The 16,710-nt window shown below is 61.1% G+C and carries 17 protein-coding genes; 8 read left to right on the forward strand and 9 right to left on the reverse strand.

From position 1 onward, the window contains the following. Window positions 1-23: 23 nt before the first annotated feature. Window positions 24-1,298: a polyhydroxyalkanoate depolymerase gene (phaZ, locus tag Q0X85_RS18240; protein ID WP_297774410.1), complete on the forward strand. Its 1,275-nt coding sequence runs from the start codon at window positions 24-26 to the stop codon at window positions 1,296-1,298. A gap of 259 nt (window positions 1,299-1,557) precedes the next feature. Here the strand turns inward: phaZ and Q0X85_RS18245 are convergent, their stop codons facing one another. The 5 genes from Q0X85_RS18245 to Q0X85_RS18265 all read right to left on the reverse strand — a co-directional run bounded on the left by Q0X85_RS18245 (window position 1,558) and on the right by Q0X85_RS18265 (window position 5,589). Next, window positions 1,558-2,286 carry an alpha/beta fold hydrolase gene (locus Q0X85_RS18245; protein WP_297774412.1) on the reverse strand — a complete coding sequence of 243 codons (729 nt, stop codon included), beginning with the start codon at window positions 2,284-2,286 and terminating at the stop codon, window positions 1,558-1,560. Between the two features lie 78 nt (window positions 2,287-2,364). After that, a complete protein-coding gene (locus Q0X85_RS18250; RefSeq protein WP_297774414.1) occupies window positions 2,365-3,234 on the reverse strand; it encodes an alpha/beta fold hydrolase in 870 nt (289 codons plus the stop codon). A gap of 101 nt (window positions 3,235-3,335) precedes the next feature. Beyond that, window positions 3,336-4,094: an alpha/beta hydrolase gene (locus Q0X85_RS18255; protein WP_297774416.1), complete on the reverse strand. Its 759-nt coding sequence runs from the start codon at window positions 4,092-4,094 to the stop codon at window positions 3,336-3,338. Window positions 4,095-4,177: 83 nt separating this feature from the next. Then, window positions 4,178-4,984 (reverse strand): alpha/beta hydrolase, encoded by an 807-nt coding sequence (locus tag Q0X85_RS18260; protein ID WP_297774417.1) that lies wholly within the window; start codon window positions 4,982-4,984, stop codon window positions 4,178-4,180. Between the two features lie 5 nt (window positions 4,985-4,989). After that, window positions 4,990-5,589 carry a 2-hydroxychromene-2-carboxylate isomerase gene (locus tag Q0X85_RS18265; protein WP_297774419.1) on the reverse strand — a complete coding sequence of 200 codons (600 nt, stop codon included), beginning with the start codon at window positions 5,587-5,589 and terminating at the stop codon, window positions 4,990-4,992. 106 nt (window positions 5,590-5,695) lie between these two features. Here Q0X85_RS18265 and Q0X85_RS18270 point away from each other — a divergent pair, with 106 nt between their 5' ends. Then, window positions 5,696-6,712, forward strand: coding sequence for a ribose-phosphate pyrophosphokinase (locus Q0X85_RS18270; RefSeq protein ID WP_297774420.1), 1,017 nt, complete (start codon window positions 5,696-5,698; stop codon window positions 6,710-6,712). 15 nt (window positions 6,713-6,727) lie between these two features. On the opposite strand, the gene tsaA is transcribed toward Q0X85_RS18270, so the two are convergent. After that, window positions 6,728-7,207 carry a tRNA (N6-threonylcarbamoyladenosine(37)-N6)-methyltransferase TrmO gene (tsaA, locus tag Q0X85_RS18275; RefSeq protein ID WP_297774422.1) on the reverse strand — a complete coding sequence of 160 codons (480 nt, stop codon included), beginning with the start codon at window positions 7,205-7,207 and terminating at the stop codon, window positions 6,728-6,730. Between the two features lie 183 nt (window positions 7,208-7,390). Here tsaA and Q0X85_RS18280 point away from each other — a divergent pair, with 183 nt between their 5' ends. From Q0X85_RS18280 to Q0X85_RS18305, 6 genes are all read left to right on the forward strand, one after another. Further along, the gene (locus Q0X85_RS18280) at window positions 7,391-8,281 is read left to right on the forward strand and encodes a LysR family transcriptional regulator (protein WP_297774423.1); all 891 of its coding nucleotides are present in this window, start codon (window positions 7,391-7,393) and stop codon (window positions 8,279-8,281) included. Window positions 8,282-8,369: 88 nt separating this feature from the next. Next, window positions 8,370-8,840, forward strand: a complete 471-nt coding sequence (locus Q0X85_RS18285; RefSeq protein WP_297774425.1) for a formate dehydrogenase subunit gamma — start codon at window positions 8,370-8,372, stop codon at window positions 8,838-8,840. Then, window positions 8,837-10,357 (forward strand): formate dehydrogenase beta subunit, encoded by a 1,521-nt coding sequence (locus Q0X85_RS18290; RefSeq protein ID WP_297774427.1) that lies wholly within the window; start codon window positions 8,837-8,839, stop codon window positions 10,355-10,357. The genes Q0X85_RS18285 and Q0X85_RS18290 overlap by 4 nt, the downstream gene beginning before the upstream one ends. Next, window positions 10,354-13,263, forward strand: coding sequence for a formate dehydrogenase subunit alpha (fdhF, locus tag Q0X85_RS18295; RefSeq protein ID WP_297774429.1), 2,910 nt, complete (start codon window positions 10,354-10,356; stop codon window positions 13,261-13,263). The genes Q0X85_RS18290 and fdhF overlap by 4 nt, the downstream gene beginning before the upstream one ends. After that, window positions 13,263-14,093 carry a formate dehydrogenase accessory sulfurtransferase FdhD gene (gene fdhD, locus Q0X85_RS18300; RefSeq protein WP_297774431.1) on the forward strand — a complete coding sequence of 277 codons (831 nt, stop codon included), beginning with the start codon at window positions 13,263-13,265 and terminating at the stop codon, window positions 14,091-14,093. The genes fdhF and fdhD overlap by 1 nt, the downstream gene beginning before the upstream one ends. Then, on the forward strand, window positions 14,083-14,307 hold the full coding sequence (locus Q0X85_RS18305; RefSeq protein WP_297774433.1) for a formate dehydrogenase subunit delta: 225 nt from the start codon (window positions 14,083-14,085) through the stop codon (window positions 14,305-14,307). The genes fdhD and Q0X85_RS18305 overlap by 11 nt, the downstream gene beginning before the upstream one ends. A 6-nt stretch (window positions 14,308-14,313) precedes the next feature. On the opposite strand, the gene Q0X85_RS18310 is transcribed toward Q0X85_RS18305, so the two are convergent. The 3 genes from Q0X85_RS18310 to atpD form a co-directional block, all read right to left on the reverse strand. Continuing rightward, window positions 14,314-14,667, reverse strand: coding sequence for an H-type lectin domain-containing protein (locus Q0X85_RS18310; protein ID WP_297774435.1), 354 nt, complete (start codon window positions 14,665-14,667; stop codon window positions 14,314-14,316). A gap of 122 nt (window positions 14,668-14,789) precedes the next feature. After that, entirely contained in the window at window positions 14,790-15,215 is a 426-nt protein-coding gene (locus Q0X85_RS18315; RefSeq protein ID WP_297774436.1) for a F0F1 ATP synthase subunit epsilon, read from the reverse strand. Between the two features lie 51 nt (window positions 15,216-15,266). Then, on the reverse strand, window positions 15,267-16,691 hold the full coding sequence (gene atpD, locus Q0X85_RS18320) for a F0F1 ATP synthase subunit beta (protein ID WP_297774438.1): 1,425 nt from the start codon (window positions 16,689-16,691) through the stop codon (window positions 15,267-15,269). Window positions 16,692-16,710: the final 19 nt, after the last annotated feature.

A 16,710-nucleotide genomic window follows, 5' to 3' on the forward strand; every position in this document is an offset into this window, starting at 1 on the left:
ACCCGCCCGAACAGGAGACAAACATGCGCTACATGGCCACATACGACTTGATGGAATCCCTCCGAAATACCAACCAATGGCTAGGTGCCTCCGCTCTCTCTCTCGCATCTTACCCGCTTTTCAGCATGGTGCCAAACCCTGCATTGCAGTGGATGGCCGCTTGGGGAGAAGTGACCGAGCGCAGTTTTCAGCGCATGGTGGCCAAACCCGATTGGGGCATCCGCACCTTCACCTGCGAAGACGGGCGCGATCATCTCGTGAATATCGAGACCGTCGTCTCCCGCCCTTTCGGGGATCTCATTCATTTCAACGTTTCGGGCCGCGAGGAACAACCTCGCAAGATCCTGCTCGTGGCCCCCATGTCGGGCCACTACGCGACGCTTTTGCGCTCGACCGTGAAGTCGTTGATCGTGAATTGCGAAGTTTATGTCACCGATTGGCATAATGCGCGCGATATTCCCGTGTCGGAAGGTAAATTCGATATCGAGGATTATACGCTATACCTTGTCGATTTCATGAAAGAGTTGGGCTCTGACGTCAACGTGATCGCGGTCTGCCAACCTGCACCGCTGACCCTTGCCGCGACGGCGTATCTGGCCGAACTCGACCCGGACGCACAACCAAGAACGCTCACTCTGATCGGTGGACCGATCGACCCGGACGCGACACCGACCGACGTGACAGATTTCGGTCGGCGCGTCACCATGGGGCAGCTCGAAGAGACGATGATCCAGCGCGTCGGCTTCAAGCACAAGGGCGTCGGTCGTCAAGTTTATCCCGGCCTTCTGCAACTGGCCTCGTTCATGTCAATGAACGGTGAGCGCCACTCGTCCGCTTTCTCCGACCAGATCCTGCGTGTGGCGCGCGGAGAGGCCAGTGACAACGACGCACACAACCGATTTTATGATGAGTACTTGGCCGTGATGGACATGACCGCAGAGTTTTATCTCTCAACGGTCGAGCGCATCTTCAAGGGGCTGGAGATCGCACAGAACCGGTTTGTCGTAGACGGGCACAAGGTGGATCTCGGCAAGATAACCAAGGTGGCTGTCAAAACGGTCGAGGGCGGCAAAGACGATATATCAGCGCCCGGTCAGTGCGTCGCAGCGCTCGATCTCTGCACCGGTTTGCCCGACAGCCTCAAGGCCAGCTATCTGGAGCCCGAAGCGGGCCATTACGGCATCTTCGCAGGGCGATCCTGGCGCAACAAGATTCGCCCTCTTGTACTCGATTTCATCGACTCCAATGCGCGCGACAGTCATAAACCCGCGAACAAAAACGTACGGGCAAGCGCCTGAACATCAGCGGCGGCGGGCTCTCCCGTCGCCGCGGATCCATCTCCAGAGCGGCACAAGATCAAGAGCGGCAACCGCGATGCCCAGAGGGATCATCCAGAATCCCAGTACTGGCAAAAAACCCAGCACTCCGCCGACCGTGAGCAACAGCCCCACCACAAGACGCAAACCGGGCGGCAATCTGCGCCCGCTCCATACCTGAAACCGACGACGCAAACGGCGGAGACGACCGCGCATCGGTTCCCCGTCGCTGGACTTCGGTTCAGGCATCAACGCGCTTTTGTAAAACCAATGGCTGCTTGAGCCAGCCGCGCAATGCCGCGGTGGTTGCATCGGGCTGTTCCAGCACGGGCAGGTGTCCCGCACCCTCGATCACAACAAGGTTGGCGTAGGGTATGAGATTGGCCATGAACCTGTGATGTTTGACCGGCGTCAGACCATCCTCGGCCCCGCACAGGACCAGAACCGGCACTTTGCAGCGCCGCAGCACGGCTTGGTAGTCCCGCCGCCGCTGCAGGGCTCGTGTCTGCCTGATGATAGCTTCGCCCCCCAAAGCGTCGGCCATGCGCACAACTTCGGCCATGACCTCCGACCGGGCCGGCCCGGACGCCATCACAGCAGAATCGAGCATCATGTGTACGGCCTCAGCCACTGCGCCGGTTTTCAACTTTATGATGAACGGTTCGTAGGCGCTTGCCGATTGCGGGGTCTCGGCCAGAGCATTGGTATCCATGAGAGCCACCCGCGTGACCCGGTCCGGTGCACGGCGCAGAAGCTCCATCGCCACGATCCCGCCCATCGACAAACCCGCCAGCGCGAACCGGTGCGGCAGCACATCCAGTAGACCGGAGGCGATCTCTTCGATCCTGTCACCGCCGGTGATCGGCGCGATCGTCACTGCCATCTCGCGACTCAAAGCGTTGATCTGAGGCGCAAAAAGCCGCGCATCACACATCATGCCGGGCAGAAAGACCACTGGTTCACTGCTCATGGAAAACTCCTGACTCTTATAGAAACTGCCTCGCTCTGAGCATGACACCACATGACGTTTCGGGGCAAGTCCCCACACTCAAAGAACGCTCTCGATCCAGTTCAACATCGCCTCAGTCGCCGACGCAGTCGCGCCCGGAGACATGATATCTCCGGCAACGACATGGGCGAACGGATCGTCACCTGGCCCCAACTCGGGTACCAGCCGGGTCACTGGCCCACCCCATCCCTCGGCCACTTTCGCCGACATCTCAGGCCGTACTACCTGATCACCGTCGGAATAATAAAAGAGCGCGGGCAAACCAACTTCAGAATAATCCAGCACCCTTGCATGTGCCACCACCGCGGCCATGGGGAAAACTGCCGTGCTGGGATATTCTGTTGTCCATTCGGCCGCTTGCGCGGTGCTACGCGGCTCGAAACTCCGGCGCTTGCCCGCCAGCAAGGGCAGCCAATGTCTCGCGGCGGGCCAAGTGAGCAACGGCGCCAACGGATTGTTGATGCCGAAGTTCGGCGAAACCATGATAATACCCGCCACCCGCTCGCGCTGTGCGGGGTGATGCAAAGCCGCGGCAGCGATGCTCGCGCCGGTCGAGGTGGCCAGCACGACCACCCGTTCACCGGTTGCGCGCCCGAGAGCCAGGGCTTCTGAAGCATCGCGCATCCAATCCTCAGCCGTCGCCTCGCCCATCGCATCAGGCGTGCGCCCATGACCGCGAAACCGAGTATACACAAGATTGGCCCCGAGTGCCTCGGCCAAACGATCCGGCACCGGCCTGATCTCTTGGCTGGAGGCGGAAAACCCGTGAAGGTAGACGATTGAGAGCGGCGTGCGTGTCTCTCGCTGCCCGGCCCATATCACCCGTTTATGGCTGTCGGGGCGGATGTCGTCATACGCCGATTCAACGGCCTCAAGATAGACATCCACGCCCTCGCCAAACTTGCGCATCTCGAACGGCTCTGCGTTTGGGACACCCTCTCGCGGTAGCAGAAAAAACGCCGTACCGAGGATTGCAGCGCCAAGAGCGCCCCCCTGCAAGAGCCACCGCGTCACCTCGCGTGCGCCCGGTCTATCACCTCGTCCACTGCTGACCCGATCAGCGTCAGGCAATCCGCATTAGAGAACCGGTGGTCGGCCCCATCTACCAGTACAAGCCTCATATCAGGTCCGGTCGCATGCTCCAAAAGCTGCAACGCGACCGATTTATCCACATCTTCATCCGCTGTTCCTTGTAGAAACCGAACAGGAAAGGGCAAATTCAGCGGCTGGCGCAGCACAAGGTTTTCGCGTCCGTCCTCGATCAGTCGGCGCGTGATGACGTAGGGTTCTCCATAGTCCGACGGCAGCGCAACCTGCCCCTCGCGCATTAGTATCTCACGCTGATCAGCATCGAAACCTGCCCACATCGAGTTCTCGGTGAAATCCGGGGCTGCGGCGATCGTGACCAACCCTGCCACGCGCTCGGGCTTCACGCGTGCCAGCAAGAGAGCGATCCAGCCCCCCATGGACGACCCAACGAGAATCTGAGGCCCTTCGGTCAGGCCCTCAATGGCGGCGCGCGCGTCGGCCGCCCAATCGCCAATCGAGCCTTGTGTGAATTCGCCAGAGGATTGCCCGTGGCCCGAATAGTCAAACCGCAGAAATGCCCGCCCCGCCGCATGTGCCCAATCGTCGAGCCAAAGCGCCTTTGTGCCGTCCTTATCCGACTTGAAGCCACCCAGAAAAACGACCCCCGGCCCCTCCCCTGTGCGCCGGTGGTAGGCAAGCGACCGGCCGTGCTCGGTGGTCAGAAAATCAGGATCCGCCATGCTGCCCTCCTTGGTTGTGTCGTCGCGATCATGCACTGGCCACCCCCTCTGGGCAAACCGGTTTTGCCGCGTGCCGGGACGCGTCAGACCGCTTCGACAAAGCGAAGCATCTCTGTCGCCAACTGTCGCGGATGTGTCAGCGGGCCCATGTGACCCGCGCCGGCAATCACCGCTCGGCGTGTGCGGGGTATACGCGCGGCAAGTCCGGAATTGATTGTCGCGATAACCGCCGGCGACTCGCTCCCCTCGATCAAAAGCACGGGTGCGGTGATCTTGCAAAGAGCATCACGGGCCAACAGCCCGCCCGCATCCTCGTAAAGCGCTGGCGCTGCGGCCTCGATCAGCGGCATCTGCGCCGCCAATGCATGACGCGTGTCTTCGGGTAGGTCCTCCCAATCCCGGCCATCGCCCCACACCCTCGTAAAGCATTCTGCCGCACGCATCATGTCGCCACCGGCCATTCCATCACAGTAACCCCGCATTTCGGCAGCATGGGTGGCACGCATGCCAGGGTGATCCAGCAACGCCACGGCAAAAAAAACCGGCTCGTATAATACAAGTGAGCGCACCAAGTCCGGATGTTCGACCGCCAATCGCAACGCCACGGTCGCACCAAAGGAATGGCCAAGGATATCGGTGGGCCCATCCAGGAAATCGGCTGCGATCGCGGTGCATACGGCCTGGATTTCGCCGCGCCCGTCCCAAGCCCCGCTGCGTCCATGTCCGGGCAGGTCCATAGCCGTGAGCGTCACCCTGCCCGACACCGCGCGTGCGAGACCGACCCAACTGCCAGAATGTGCCAGAGAGCAGTGCAGAGCCAGCACCTTGCGCGGGCCCTCTCCCATGTGTGTCCAATGGGTGTCGAACCCCGCGCGCAGATCGCGTGGCATGAGACTCAGAGCTTGCCGGCCAGATGCATGTCAAGATCCTCAAGCCGGTCCTGTCCCCAGAACGACTGACCGCTATCCACCACATAGAATGGCGCACCAAAGACGCCGGCATTGACCGCGTCTTCGAGATTGGTGGAATAGGTTTCTGCCCCGCTCAAGAGGCCCCTGTTGGCCAGCACCGGATCAAAGCCCGCTTTCTCCAAACAGTCGCGCACAACCTCGTCTTCGGCGATGTCACGCTCCTCGGCCCAACAGGCACGCAGGTAGGATTGAACCAGCGCCCCCACATCGCCTCCGCCTGCGTCCTGCGCCGCGATGATCGCATAAGACGACGGCGCCGGGTTGGTCGGCCAATGCGCCGGCTTGAGATTAAGCGGCATGCCGCGCTTTTTTGCCTGACGCGGGACATCCTGCGCGCGATACGCATTGCGAGACGGGTGACGCTCTGCTGGTGGCGTGCCGCCGGTGCGCGCAAACAGCGCCATGATATCGAGCGGTTTGTAGGTCACGCTCGCGCCGTGGCGCGCTGCAATTTCCTCAAGCCCGGATCCCGCCAGATAGGCAAAAGGCGACAATGTCGAGAAATAATAATCGATATGGGCCATTTCAGTGCGCTTCCCCCTCGCATTGCTTTGCCTGACCCTAGGCGCATGCTAAGCGGTGTGCAACATCACGAATCTGTCACATGACACCACCTCAGGGACCCTCATCATGTCGTTCACACCGCAACCCAAGCTGATTTCCGGCAATGCCAACATGCCGCTCGCCAAAGCCATCGCGCGGCGCATGTCAATGCATCGGGGGGTCGATGTCGGGCTCTGCGACGCGCGCATCGAGCGGTTCAACGATCAGGAGATCTTTGTCGAGGTCTATGAGAACGTCCGCGGCGAGGACATGTTCATCATCCAGCCCACCTCGAACCCGGCCAATGACAACCTGATGGAGCTGCTGATCATGTCCGACGCGCTGCGCCGCTCCTCGGCCAAGCGCATCACCGCCGTGATCCCCTATTTCGGCTACGCGCGGCAGGATCGTCGCTCAAAGGCGCGCACGCCGATCTCGGCCAAGCTGGTGGCCAACATGATCGTTGAGGCAGGGATCGAGCGGGTCCTGACCATGGACCTGCATGCGGCGCAGATTCAAGGGTTCTTCGATATCCCGGTGGACAACCTCTATGCTTCGCCAATATTTGCGCTCGACATCAAGACCCAGTTCAAAGGCGCATTGGATGACGTGATGATCGTCTCGCCCGACGTGGGTGGCGTGGCGCGTGCCCGCGAGTTGGCCAAGCGTATCAATGCGCCCCTCTCGATCGTCGACAAACGCCGCGAAAAGGCGGGCGAAGTCGCCGAAATGACCGTGATCGGCGATGTGACCGACAAGATCTGCATCATCGTCGATGACATGTGTGATACCGCCGGAACGATGTGCAAGGCCGCGCAACTGCTCATGGAAAACGGCGCCCGCGAGGTCCACGCCTACACGACCCACGGCGTCATGTCCGGCCCGGCGGTGGAGCGGATCACCAACTCGGTTTTGAAATCCATGGTGATCACCGACACGATCCAAGCGACCGAGGCTGTCAAGAACACGCCCAATATCCGCATTATCCCGACCGCCCCTGTCTTTGCACAAGCCATCTTGAATATCTGGAATGGCACCAGCGTGTCGTCGCTCTTCGAAACCCCGACACTCGAACCGGTCTACGAGGGACAATTCGGCGGCTGATCACGCCACGATGGCTCAATCCATCCCCGGTTTTGGCGGGGCTTTCGGTGTGAACTCGCAACGATCCGGCTTGATATCTATCAGGGGTGTTCCATCCAGACAATCAAGTCCCCGCACGATGAGCACATCTTGACCGACGTCGACCAAACGTACCTTTGACGTGCCAATCGGATTGGGCCGTTGTGGCGAGCGCAGTGCGAACGTGCCGAAATAGCGCTGTCCGTCGCCTTTTGGATTCTGACGCACGAGATCGCGCCGCGACCGATCCAACCAGTAGAGGACCTCGAGATGCGTGTAATGCTCGATGCCCTCCAATGCCGCCGCCCAAGTTGCAAAAATCTCTATGCGGCATTCGGACCCGTCAAACTGGCCTTGGCGAGGGCAGCTCTCACGCTCTGTCCAAGGCGTTCGTATCCGCCCGATAAAGTAGAGCTCCGCGTCTTTCTGTTGCGGAAGGCTCGTCAGTTCTTCACCCGAGCGCAACCTGCTCTGCATCCGCGATCTCCTGACTCCAAAACATACGGAGGAGGTTAGCCCGCCGCCGCCCTGAACCACAAGACGGTACTGATTGCACGGAAGGAGCAAGGGCATTCCCGTGCACGGTCAGTCTCTTCTTGCCGCATGCCTTAACATGCTATTGTCTCTCACAGGACAACTTTCCGATAGAAGGGCCCTATCATGCTGGACAAGCTCGAAATGTTCATTGCCGTTGCGAAGGAGGGTCATTTCGGGCGCGCGGCGGCGAATATCGGGATAACACAGCCATCGCTTTCCGCCGGCATAAAACAGCTTGAAGAGCAATTAGGCGTCCAGCTGATCTTTCGCGGCTCGCGCTATGGCGGTTTGACGCCAGAGGGGCAAAGCGCGCTGGTCTGGGCCCGGCGCATCGTGAGCGACGCACGGCAGTTGCGCGAGGAAATGCGCGCCAAGCGGCATGGACTTACCGGGCAGCTGCGGATCGCGGCCATTCCCACCGCGCTCACATGGGCCGCCCGGTTGTGCCACAGGTTCAACCAGAAACATCCTAATGTGCGGTTCACGATCCTGTCCGGGACCTCGGTTGAGATCTTGTCCCTGCTCGACAATCTGGATGTCGATGCGGGTATCTCGTATCTCGATAACGAGCCGATGGGGCGCGTGAGCACAGAGCCGCTCTATGAAGAGCGCTATATGCTGATCTGCGCCGAAGACAGCCCTTTTGCAGCCCGTCAGACCGTCGGATGGGAAGAACTGGCAGGTGAGCGGCTGTGCCTTCTCACCCCCGATATGCAGAACCGGCGAATCATCAATCGCAACTTTGCGGCAGTCGATGTGACGCCCGAAGCCTGGATCGAGTCGAATTCAACGGTCGTTCTGATGGCCACGGTCGAGACAGGGGGCTGGATGACCGTTTTACCCGAGGATTCCGCACGCTTTCATGCGCGCGGCAAGGCATTGAAAATAATTCCTCTTTCCGGCCCGGCACCGGCGCACTCGGTCGGCCTCGTGGCGCCTTGGCGCGAGCCTCACACCCCCGTGTTGGAAAGCCTGCTGCGCGAGGCAAGACGGCTATCAGCAGCAAGGCGATAGCTATTTCCTATCAACTGACAGAACAACGATATTGATTACACATGGCCTTCGCTGATTGACTGGTGTCAGCAAACTTAAGAGGCCAGCCATGCAAGAAACCGCGCCCAATACGGACGAGATTGACGCCGTCATCGCCCAGCATCAGCATCTGGAGGGGCCGCTTTTGCCCATTCTCCACGCGATGCAGGAAACCTTCGATCACATTCCCGACGCGGCCCACCGCCCGATTGCCGAGGCGCTCAATATCAGCCGGGCGGAACTGCATGGCGTGATCAGCTTCTACCATGACTTCCGTGCAAAACCTGCCGGGCGGCACGTGCTCAAGATTTGCCGGGCAGAGGCCTGTCAGGCCATGGGCGGCACCGCGTTGGCGGAGGCGACATTGGCCAAACTTGGGCTCGACTGGCACGGCACCTCGGTAAATGGCGCAGTCACGGTCGAACCGGTCTATTGCCTCGGGCTCTGTGCCTGCGCGCCCGCTGCGATGTTGGGCGATCGGGTCGTGGGCCGGGTCGATGAGGCCCGCATGGACGCACTCTTGCAGGAGGCCGGCGCATGAAGATCTACGTTCCCATGGATAGCGCCGCCAAGGCGCTTGGTGCGGATGCGGTGGCAGGGGCCCTGATCGCCGAGGCCAAGTCACGCGGCATAGAGATCGAACTGATCCGCAACGGCACGCGCGGCATGATCTGGCTGGAGCCACTGGTTGAGGTCGAGATCGACGGCGTGCGCCACGGCTTTGGTCCGGCATCCCACGACGACGCCGCTGCCATCCTTTCAGGCGATGCCGCCTGCGCGCTCGGCCCGGTCGAAGACCTCGACTGGATGAAGAAGCAGACACGGCTGACATTTGCCCGCGTCGGTGTCATCGACCCGCTCGACCTCGCGGATTATGAAGCACATGGCGGGCTTGCGGGCCTTCGTCGCGCCATCGGCATGGATGGCGCCGGGATCGTTGAGGAAGTCACCAACTCTGGCCTGCGCGGCCGGGGTGGCGCTGGCTTTCCGACGGGCATCAAGTGGAAAACCGTGCATGACGCGGAGGCCCCCCAGAAATATATCGTCTGCAACGCAGACGAAGGTGACAGCGGCACATTCGCCGACAGGATGATCATGGAGGGCGACCCCTTCACCCTGATCGAGGGCATGGCGATTGCCGGGCTGGCTGTGGGTGCGACGCGGGGCTATGTTTATCTGCGCTCGGAATACCCTGATGCGATCCGGGTGATGCGCCGCGCGGTGGAGATCGCGCGCGCTTCGGGCGTGCTCGGCGCGGATGTGCTGGGCTCAGGCCGCAGCTATGATATGGAAATCCGCGTCGGTGCCGGGGCCTATGTCTGCGGCGAGGAAACCTCGCTGCTGAACTCGCTCGAAGGCAAGCGCGGCGTGGTCCGTGCCAAGCCTCCTCTGCCCGCGCTGGAAGGGTTTCTCGGGCGGCCCACGGTTGTCAACAACGTCATCTCTCTGGCCACAGTGCCGGTCATCTTTGAAAAGGGCGCACAGCACTATGCAGATTTCGGACTAGGGCGGTCACGCGGCACCGTCACTTTGCAAATCGCGGGCAACGTGGCGCGCGGCGGGCTGTTCGAAACCGCCTTCGGCATCAGCCTTGGCGAGGTGGTGAACGATCTTGCCGGGGGCACGGCAACAGGCAACCCGGTCAAGGCGGTACAGGTTGGCGGTCCGCTCGGGGCTTATATCCCGGTCTCGAATTTCGATGCGCCCCTTGGTTATGAAGAACTGGACGCCAAGGGCGGACTTTTGGGCCATGCCGGGCTCGTGATCTTTGATGATCGCGCCGATATGCTGCGAATGGCGCGGTTCGCGATGGAATTTTGCGCGGTCGAGAGTTGTGGCAAATGCACGCCTTGCCGGATCGGTGCGGTGCGCGGTGTCGAGACCATCGACCGGATCGCCGAGGGCGACGCGGCGGCAATCCCGCTGCTGACAGACCTGTGCGAGACGATGACAGATGGCTCACTCTGCGCGCTTGGCGGGTTCACACCCCTCCCGGTCATGTCCGCACTCACACATTTCCCCAATGACTTCGCCACCCAAAAGGAGGCTGCCGAATGAAAGATTTCATTATTCCCCCGATGGATTCGAAAAGTGACCGAGACATGGGCACGCCCGCGAAAACGGGTGCGCCGGTCACACTTGAGATCGACGGCGTGGCCGTCACCGTAGCGGAAGGTACATCCGTCATGCGCGCGGCAGCCGAGGCCGGTATTCCGGTCCCCAAGCTCTGTGCGACGGACAGCCTAGACGCGTTTGGCTCCTGTCGGCTCTGCGTGGTCGAAATCGAGGGACGGCGCGGTACGCCCGCCTCCTGCACGACGCCCGTCGCGCCCGGTATGGTGGTACATACCGGCTCGTCCAAGGTGCGCAAGATCCGCCGTGGCGTGATGGAGCTCTATATTTCCGACCACCCACTCGATTGCCTGACCTGCGCGGCCAACGGCGATTGCGAGTTGCAGGATATGGCGGGGGCGGTGGGCCTGCGCGATGTGCGTTATGAGGCCCCTGAAAATGGCAGTCTGGTTAACCATTTCGAGGCCCGCAACACCAGCGGAGAGTCCAATCCCGAGTGGCTGCCCAAAGATGACAGCAACCCTTATTTCTCTTATGATCCCAGTAAATGCATCGTCTGCAATCGCTGCGTTCGCGCCTGCGAAGAGGTTCAGGGGACATTTGCATTGACGATCCAGGGTCGTGGGTTTGACAGCCGGGTATCAGCTGGCAACGCAGACGACGACTTTCTTGGCTCCGATTGCGTAAGCTGCGGTGCCTGTGTTCAGGCCTGCCCGACCGCGACCTTGCAGGAGAAATCCATTATCGAGATGGGAACGCCCGACCGGTCGGTCGTGACGACTTGCGCCTATTGCGGCGTCGGCTGTTCGTTCAAAGCCGAAATGAACGGTGACGAGTTGGTGCGCATGGTGCCCTACAAGCATGGCAAGGCCAATCGCGGGCATAGCTGCGTCAAGGGCCGTTTTGCCTATGGCTACGCCCACCACAAGGACCGCATTCTCAAGCCGATGATCCGCGACCGGATCGACGAGCCATGGCGCGAGGTCGAGTGGGATGAGGCGCTCAGCTTTGCCGCCAAGCGGATGCGCGGGCTTCAGGAGCAATATGGCAAAAAATCCATTGGCGTAATCACGTCCTCGCGCTGCACCAACGAAGAAACCTACCTCGTGCAAAAACTGGCCCGGGCGGTGTTTGGCAACAACAACACCGACACCTGTGCACGGGTCTGTCATTCGCCCACCGGCTACGGGCTGGGGCAGACATTCGGCACCTCTGCGGGCACGCAGGATTTCGATAGCGTCGAGCAGACCGACGTGGTGGTGGTAATCGGCGCGAACCCGACCGATGGCCACCCGGTCTTTGCCTCACGGTTGAAAAAGCGGCTACGGGCGGGCGCAAAACTGATCGTCGTAGACCCGCGCCGCATCGATCTGGTGAAATCGCCGCATGTTTCAGCGGCCCATCACCTGCCGCTGCGTCCGGGCACCAATGTTGCCGTGGTCAGTGCGCTCGCACATGTGATCGTGACCGAGGGTTTGATGGACGAGGCGTTCATCCGCGAGCGCTGCGATTGGGACGAATTCCAGCATTACGCCGAGTTCATCAGCAACCCCCGCCATTCCCCCGAGGCCACGGAACTTCTGACCGGGGTTCCCTCGGCCGAACTACGCGCCGCAGCCCGCCTTTATGCCCAAGGTGGCAACGGCGCCATCTACTATGGCCTCGGCGTGACCGAGCATTCCCAAGGCTCGACCACGGTGATGGGAATCGCAAATCTCGCCATGCTCACCGGCAACATGGGGCGGCCCGGCGTCGGCGTGAACCCGTTGCGCGGTCAGAACAACGTGCAGGGTGCCTGCGACATGGGCTCTTTCCCGCATGAACTGCCCGGCTACCGGCACGTCAAGGGTCCGGAGGTGCGCAAGGTATTCGAGGAAACCTGGGGCGTGGAAATCGACGCAGAGCCCGGCCTGCGCATTCCCAACATGCTCGATGCCGCGGTCGATGGCACCTTCAAAGGGCTATACTGCCAAGGCGAGGACATCCTGCAATCAGACCCTGACACCAAGCATGTGGCAGCGGGTCTGGCAGCGATGGAATGTGTCATCGTGCATGACCTCTTTCTCAACGAGACCGCGAATTACGCGCATGTGTTCCTGCCCGGCTCGACCTTTCTTGAAAAAGACGGGACCTTCACCAATGCCGAGCGCCGCATCAACCGCGTGCGCAAGGTGATGGAGCCGCTCAACGGCTATGCCGACTGGGAGATCACCCAGATGCTCGCGCAGGCCATGGGGGCGGATTGGAGCTACAGCCACCCCGCCCGGATCATGGAGGAGATCGCGGCAACGACGCCCTCGTTCGCCGGGGTGGATTACGCGCTGCTGGAAGAGAAAGGCAGCGTTCAATGGCCTTGCAACGAGGCCCATCCCGAGGGCATGCCGCTGATGCATGTCGACGGCTTCATGCGCGGCAAGGGGCGGTTCATCGTCACGGAATACGTGGCCACCGACGAGAAAACCGGCCCACGCTTCCCGCTGTTGCTGACCACCGGGCGTATTCTCAGTCAGTATAACGTCGGCGCCCAGACAAGGCGTACCGACAACGTGGTCTGGCACGAGGAGGACCTGCTGGAGATCCATCCCCATGATGCCGAGGTGCGTGGGCTGAAAGATGGCGATTGGGTGCGACTGGCCAGCCGCGCGGGCGAGACCACACTGCGCGCAAAGCTGACCGACCGCGTAAGCCCAGGTGTCGTCTACACCACCTTCCACCACCCGGATACGCAGGCCAATGTGATCACCACCGACTATTCCGACTGGGCCACCAACTGCCCCGAATACAAGGTCACGGCGGTGCAGATCAGCCTGTCCAATGGACCGACGGACTGGCAGGAAGATTATGCCGCGCAGGCGGCACAGGCGCGGCGTATCTTGCCCGCGGCAGAGTGATGGCAATGGGCTTTTCTCCCACCCAGAGCCGACCGGGCCTCTCGGTGCAGGCAGAGGGGGCGCGCCGCGTCACCCGAAGCCTGCCCGACGAGGTTCCGGTGGCCCTCGTCTTTGACGGCACGACACACGCCGTGATGATGGCGACACCTGATGATATTGCCGATTTCGCCCATGGGTTCGCATTAACAGAGGGCATTGTAACCGACTCCGAGCAAGTCGAGGACTTCGAGATCGTTGAGCATGAACGAGGGATCGAGGCGCGGTTTTGGTTGCGCGAGGACAGGCAGGACGCTCTCACAGCCCGCCGCAGGTTCATGGCCGGGCCGGTGGGGTGTGGCCTGTGTGGCATCGACAGCCTCGAACAGGCAATTCGCCCCCTGCCCCGAGTCGCACCGCATGGTCCCACCTTCTCGCCGCTCCAGATTGCGCGCGCAACCGATGCACTCCGCGACAGTCAACCGCTTCATGACCTGACCCACGCCACCCACGCCGCCGGTTTCATCCTGCCAGGCGAAGCCATGCCGCGTGTCGTCAGAGAAGATGTCGGTCGGCACAATGCCCTCGACAAGCTCATCGGCGCGCTGCTCAAATCCGGCATCGATCCGTCAACAGGAGCCGTCGTCATGACCAGCCGCCTGTCTGTCGAACTCGTGCAAAAATGCGCCATGGCCGGCTGCGCCGTTCTGATCGCCGTCTCGGCCCCCACGGCGCATGCGCTGCGTCTCGCCGAAACCTCGGGCATCACCCTCGCCGCCTTTGCACGCCAAGGCGGCTTCGACCTATATTCCCATCCCCATCGCATCACAGACGAGGTTCACGATGTCGCCTGAAAAAATGGTCCATATGGCCAACCAGATCGCAACGTTTTTCAAGACTCAGCCCGGAGACGATCAGGCGGACAGGATCGCGGCCCACCTCAGTGACTTCTGGGAGCCGCGCATGCTCGATCAGTTGCACGCCCATGTTGTAGCGGGAGGCGCAGGGTTGGATGATTTGGTGATCTCCGCAGAAGCCAGAATCGCAGGCGAACGCGAAAGCGCCTGAACGGGATCAGTAAACGTCCTGCCAGTCATCCTCGTGGAAGACGTCGCCGATGGCCATCCACCGGACCCGCACCCGCGCAATTCGGGTGTCACCCCATGTCCTGAACACGACATCAAAGCCCTCGCGCGTTATCAGTTCTGCGGAAACATCCGCGCGGGCATTCGTGGCGCTATCCATATCCCATAGCGAAAGGGCAACATGCACAGCGGGTTCTGATTTGAATGGCGTGCCAAATTCAACCGTTTTGCGCCGCTCGCGCGAGCCGGATCCGGTCCACATATCTCCGCCATCGGCATAATCCGAAAACAGGATATCGTCGCCCTGTTCAATTCCGATCGCCTGGTTAATCAGAAACTTCATTCTATGCCTTCCGACCCTCGGCCTTTCTTACTATGCGCATCCGGCAAAATTGAGAACCAAAAATTAAAAAAGGGCCGTGCTACGGCCCCTTTTCATTACCATTGATCCATGGGCGACGCGTATCAGTTCGCCGAAAGACCGATATGATCGCCAATCGCGACCATGTCTGACAAGAGCTTGGCCGCCTCATCGACCGGGCCCGGCTCGTTGACAAATGTCTCCTGCGCATGTGCCAGCTTGTCGGTCGCCGCATTCACCATCGCCTTATAGGCATCCTGCGTCATGTCCTCACGCGCGACGGCCTGCTCTGCGAGAACCGAAATGCTCGACCCACTGATCTCTGCAAAACCACCGGTCACGACATACTCCTTGTCGCCTTCAGGTCCTGAAACTCGCACGATACCTGGGCGAAGCGTGGTGATGAGCGGGGCGTGATCGGCCATCGCCGTCAGGTTGCCCTCGGCGCCCGGAATGCTCACTTCACGCGCGGCAACCGATGCCAAGAGCCGCTCGGGGCTCACGAGATCGAATTGAACTGTGTCAGCCATCTTGGCCTCCTTCTGGGGCAGAGAAGGTGGGGCTCAAGCCCCACCCCATCATTATGCCGCGTCAGCCGCCATTTTTTCGGCCTTGGCGACCACATCATCAATACCACCGACCATGTAGAAGGCACCTTCGGGCAGGTGATCGTATTCACCGGCGACCACGGCCTTGAACGACTTGATCGTCTCTTCCAGCGGCACCTGAATGCCGTCCGAGCCGGTGAACACCTTGGCCACGTCGAAGGGCTGGCTGAGGAAACGCTGGATTTTCCGGGCGCGCGCCACGGTCAGCTTGTCCTCTTCCGAGAGTTCATCCATGCCGAGAATGGCGATGATGTCCTGCAAGCTCTTGTAGCGCTGCAGGATACCCTGCACGTCACGCGCAACCTGATAATGCTCTTCGCCCACGATCTGCGGGTCCATCAGACGCGAGTTCGAATCGAGCGGGTCCACGGCGGGGTAGATGCCAAGCTCGGAAATCGCACGGCTGAGAACGGTCGTGGCGTCAAGGTGGGCGAAGGTCGTGGCCGGGGCCGGGTCGGTCAGGTCGTCCGCAGGCACGTAGACGGCCTGAATCGAGGTGATCGAGCCCTGCTTGGTGGAGGTGATGCGTTCCTGCATCGCGCCCATGTCGGTGGCCAGCGTCGGCTGATAGCCCACAGCCGAGGGAATACGGCCCAGAAGCGCCGACACCTCAGAGCCCGCCTGCGTGAAGCGGAAGATGTTGTCGACGAAGAACAGCACGTCCGAGCCCGACTGATCGCGGAACTGCTCGGCCAGCGTGAGACCGGTCAGGGCCACACGCGCACGCGCCCCCGGAGGCTCGTTCATCTGGCCATAGACCAGCGCAACCTGGCTCTCTTCCAGATTGTCGGGCTTGATCACGTTCGACTCGATCATCTCGTGATAGAGGTCGTTGCCCTCACGGGTCCGCTCGCCCACGCCGGCGAACACGGAATAGCCCGAGTGCACCTTGGCGATGTTGTTGATCAGTTCCATGATCAGAACTGTCTTGCCGACACCGGCACCGCCGAAGAGGCCGATCTTGCCGCCTTTGGCATAAGGCGCCAGCAGGTCCACCACCTTGATGCCCGTCTCGAGGATCTCGGAGGCGGTCGACTGCTCGGAAAATTCCGGCGCAGGCTGGTGGATGGCGCGGGTCTCGGTCGCCTTAATCGGCGCGCCTTCGTCCACCGGCTCACCGATGACGTTGAGAATGCGGCCCAGGGTCGCATTGCCCACCGGCACCGAGATCGGCGAGCCGCTGTCTTTCACCTCTTGGCCGCGCACGAGGCCTTCGGTCGCGTCCATCGCGATGGTGCGCACGGTGTTCTCACCCAAGTGCTGCGCCACTTCGAGCACCAGCTTCTTGCCGTGGTTGTCGGTTTCCAGCGCGTTCAGAATGGCTGGCAGATCGCCGTCAAAGTGAACGTCAACAACGGCGCCAATGACCTGCGTCACCTTGCCTTTTGCATTTGCCATGTTTGGTCTCCGGTTTTTC

Source organism: uncultured Roseovarius sp. (assembly GCF_947259555.1).
GTDB lineage: Bacteria > Pseudomonadota > Alphaproteobacteria > Rhodobacterales > Rhodobacteraceae > Roseovarius.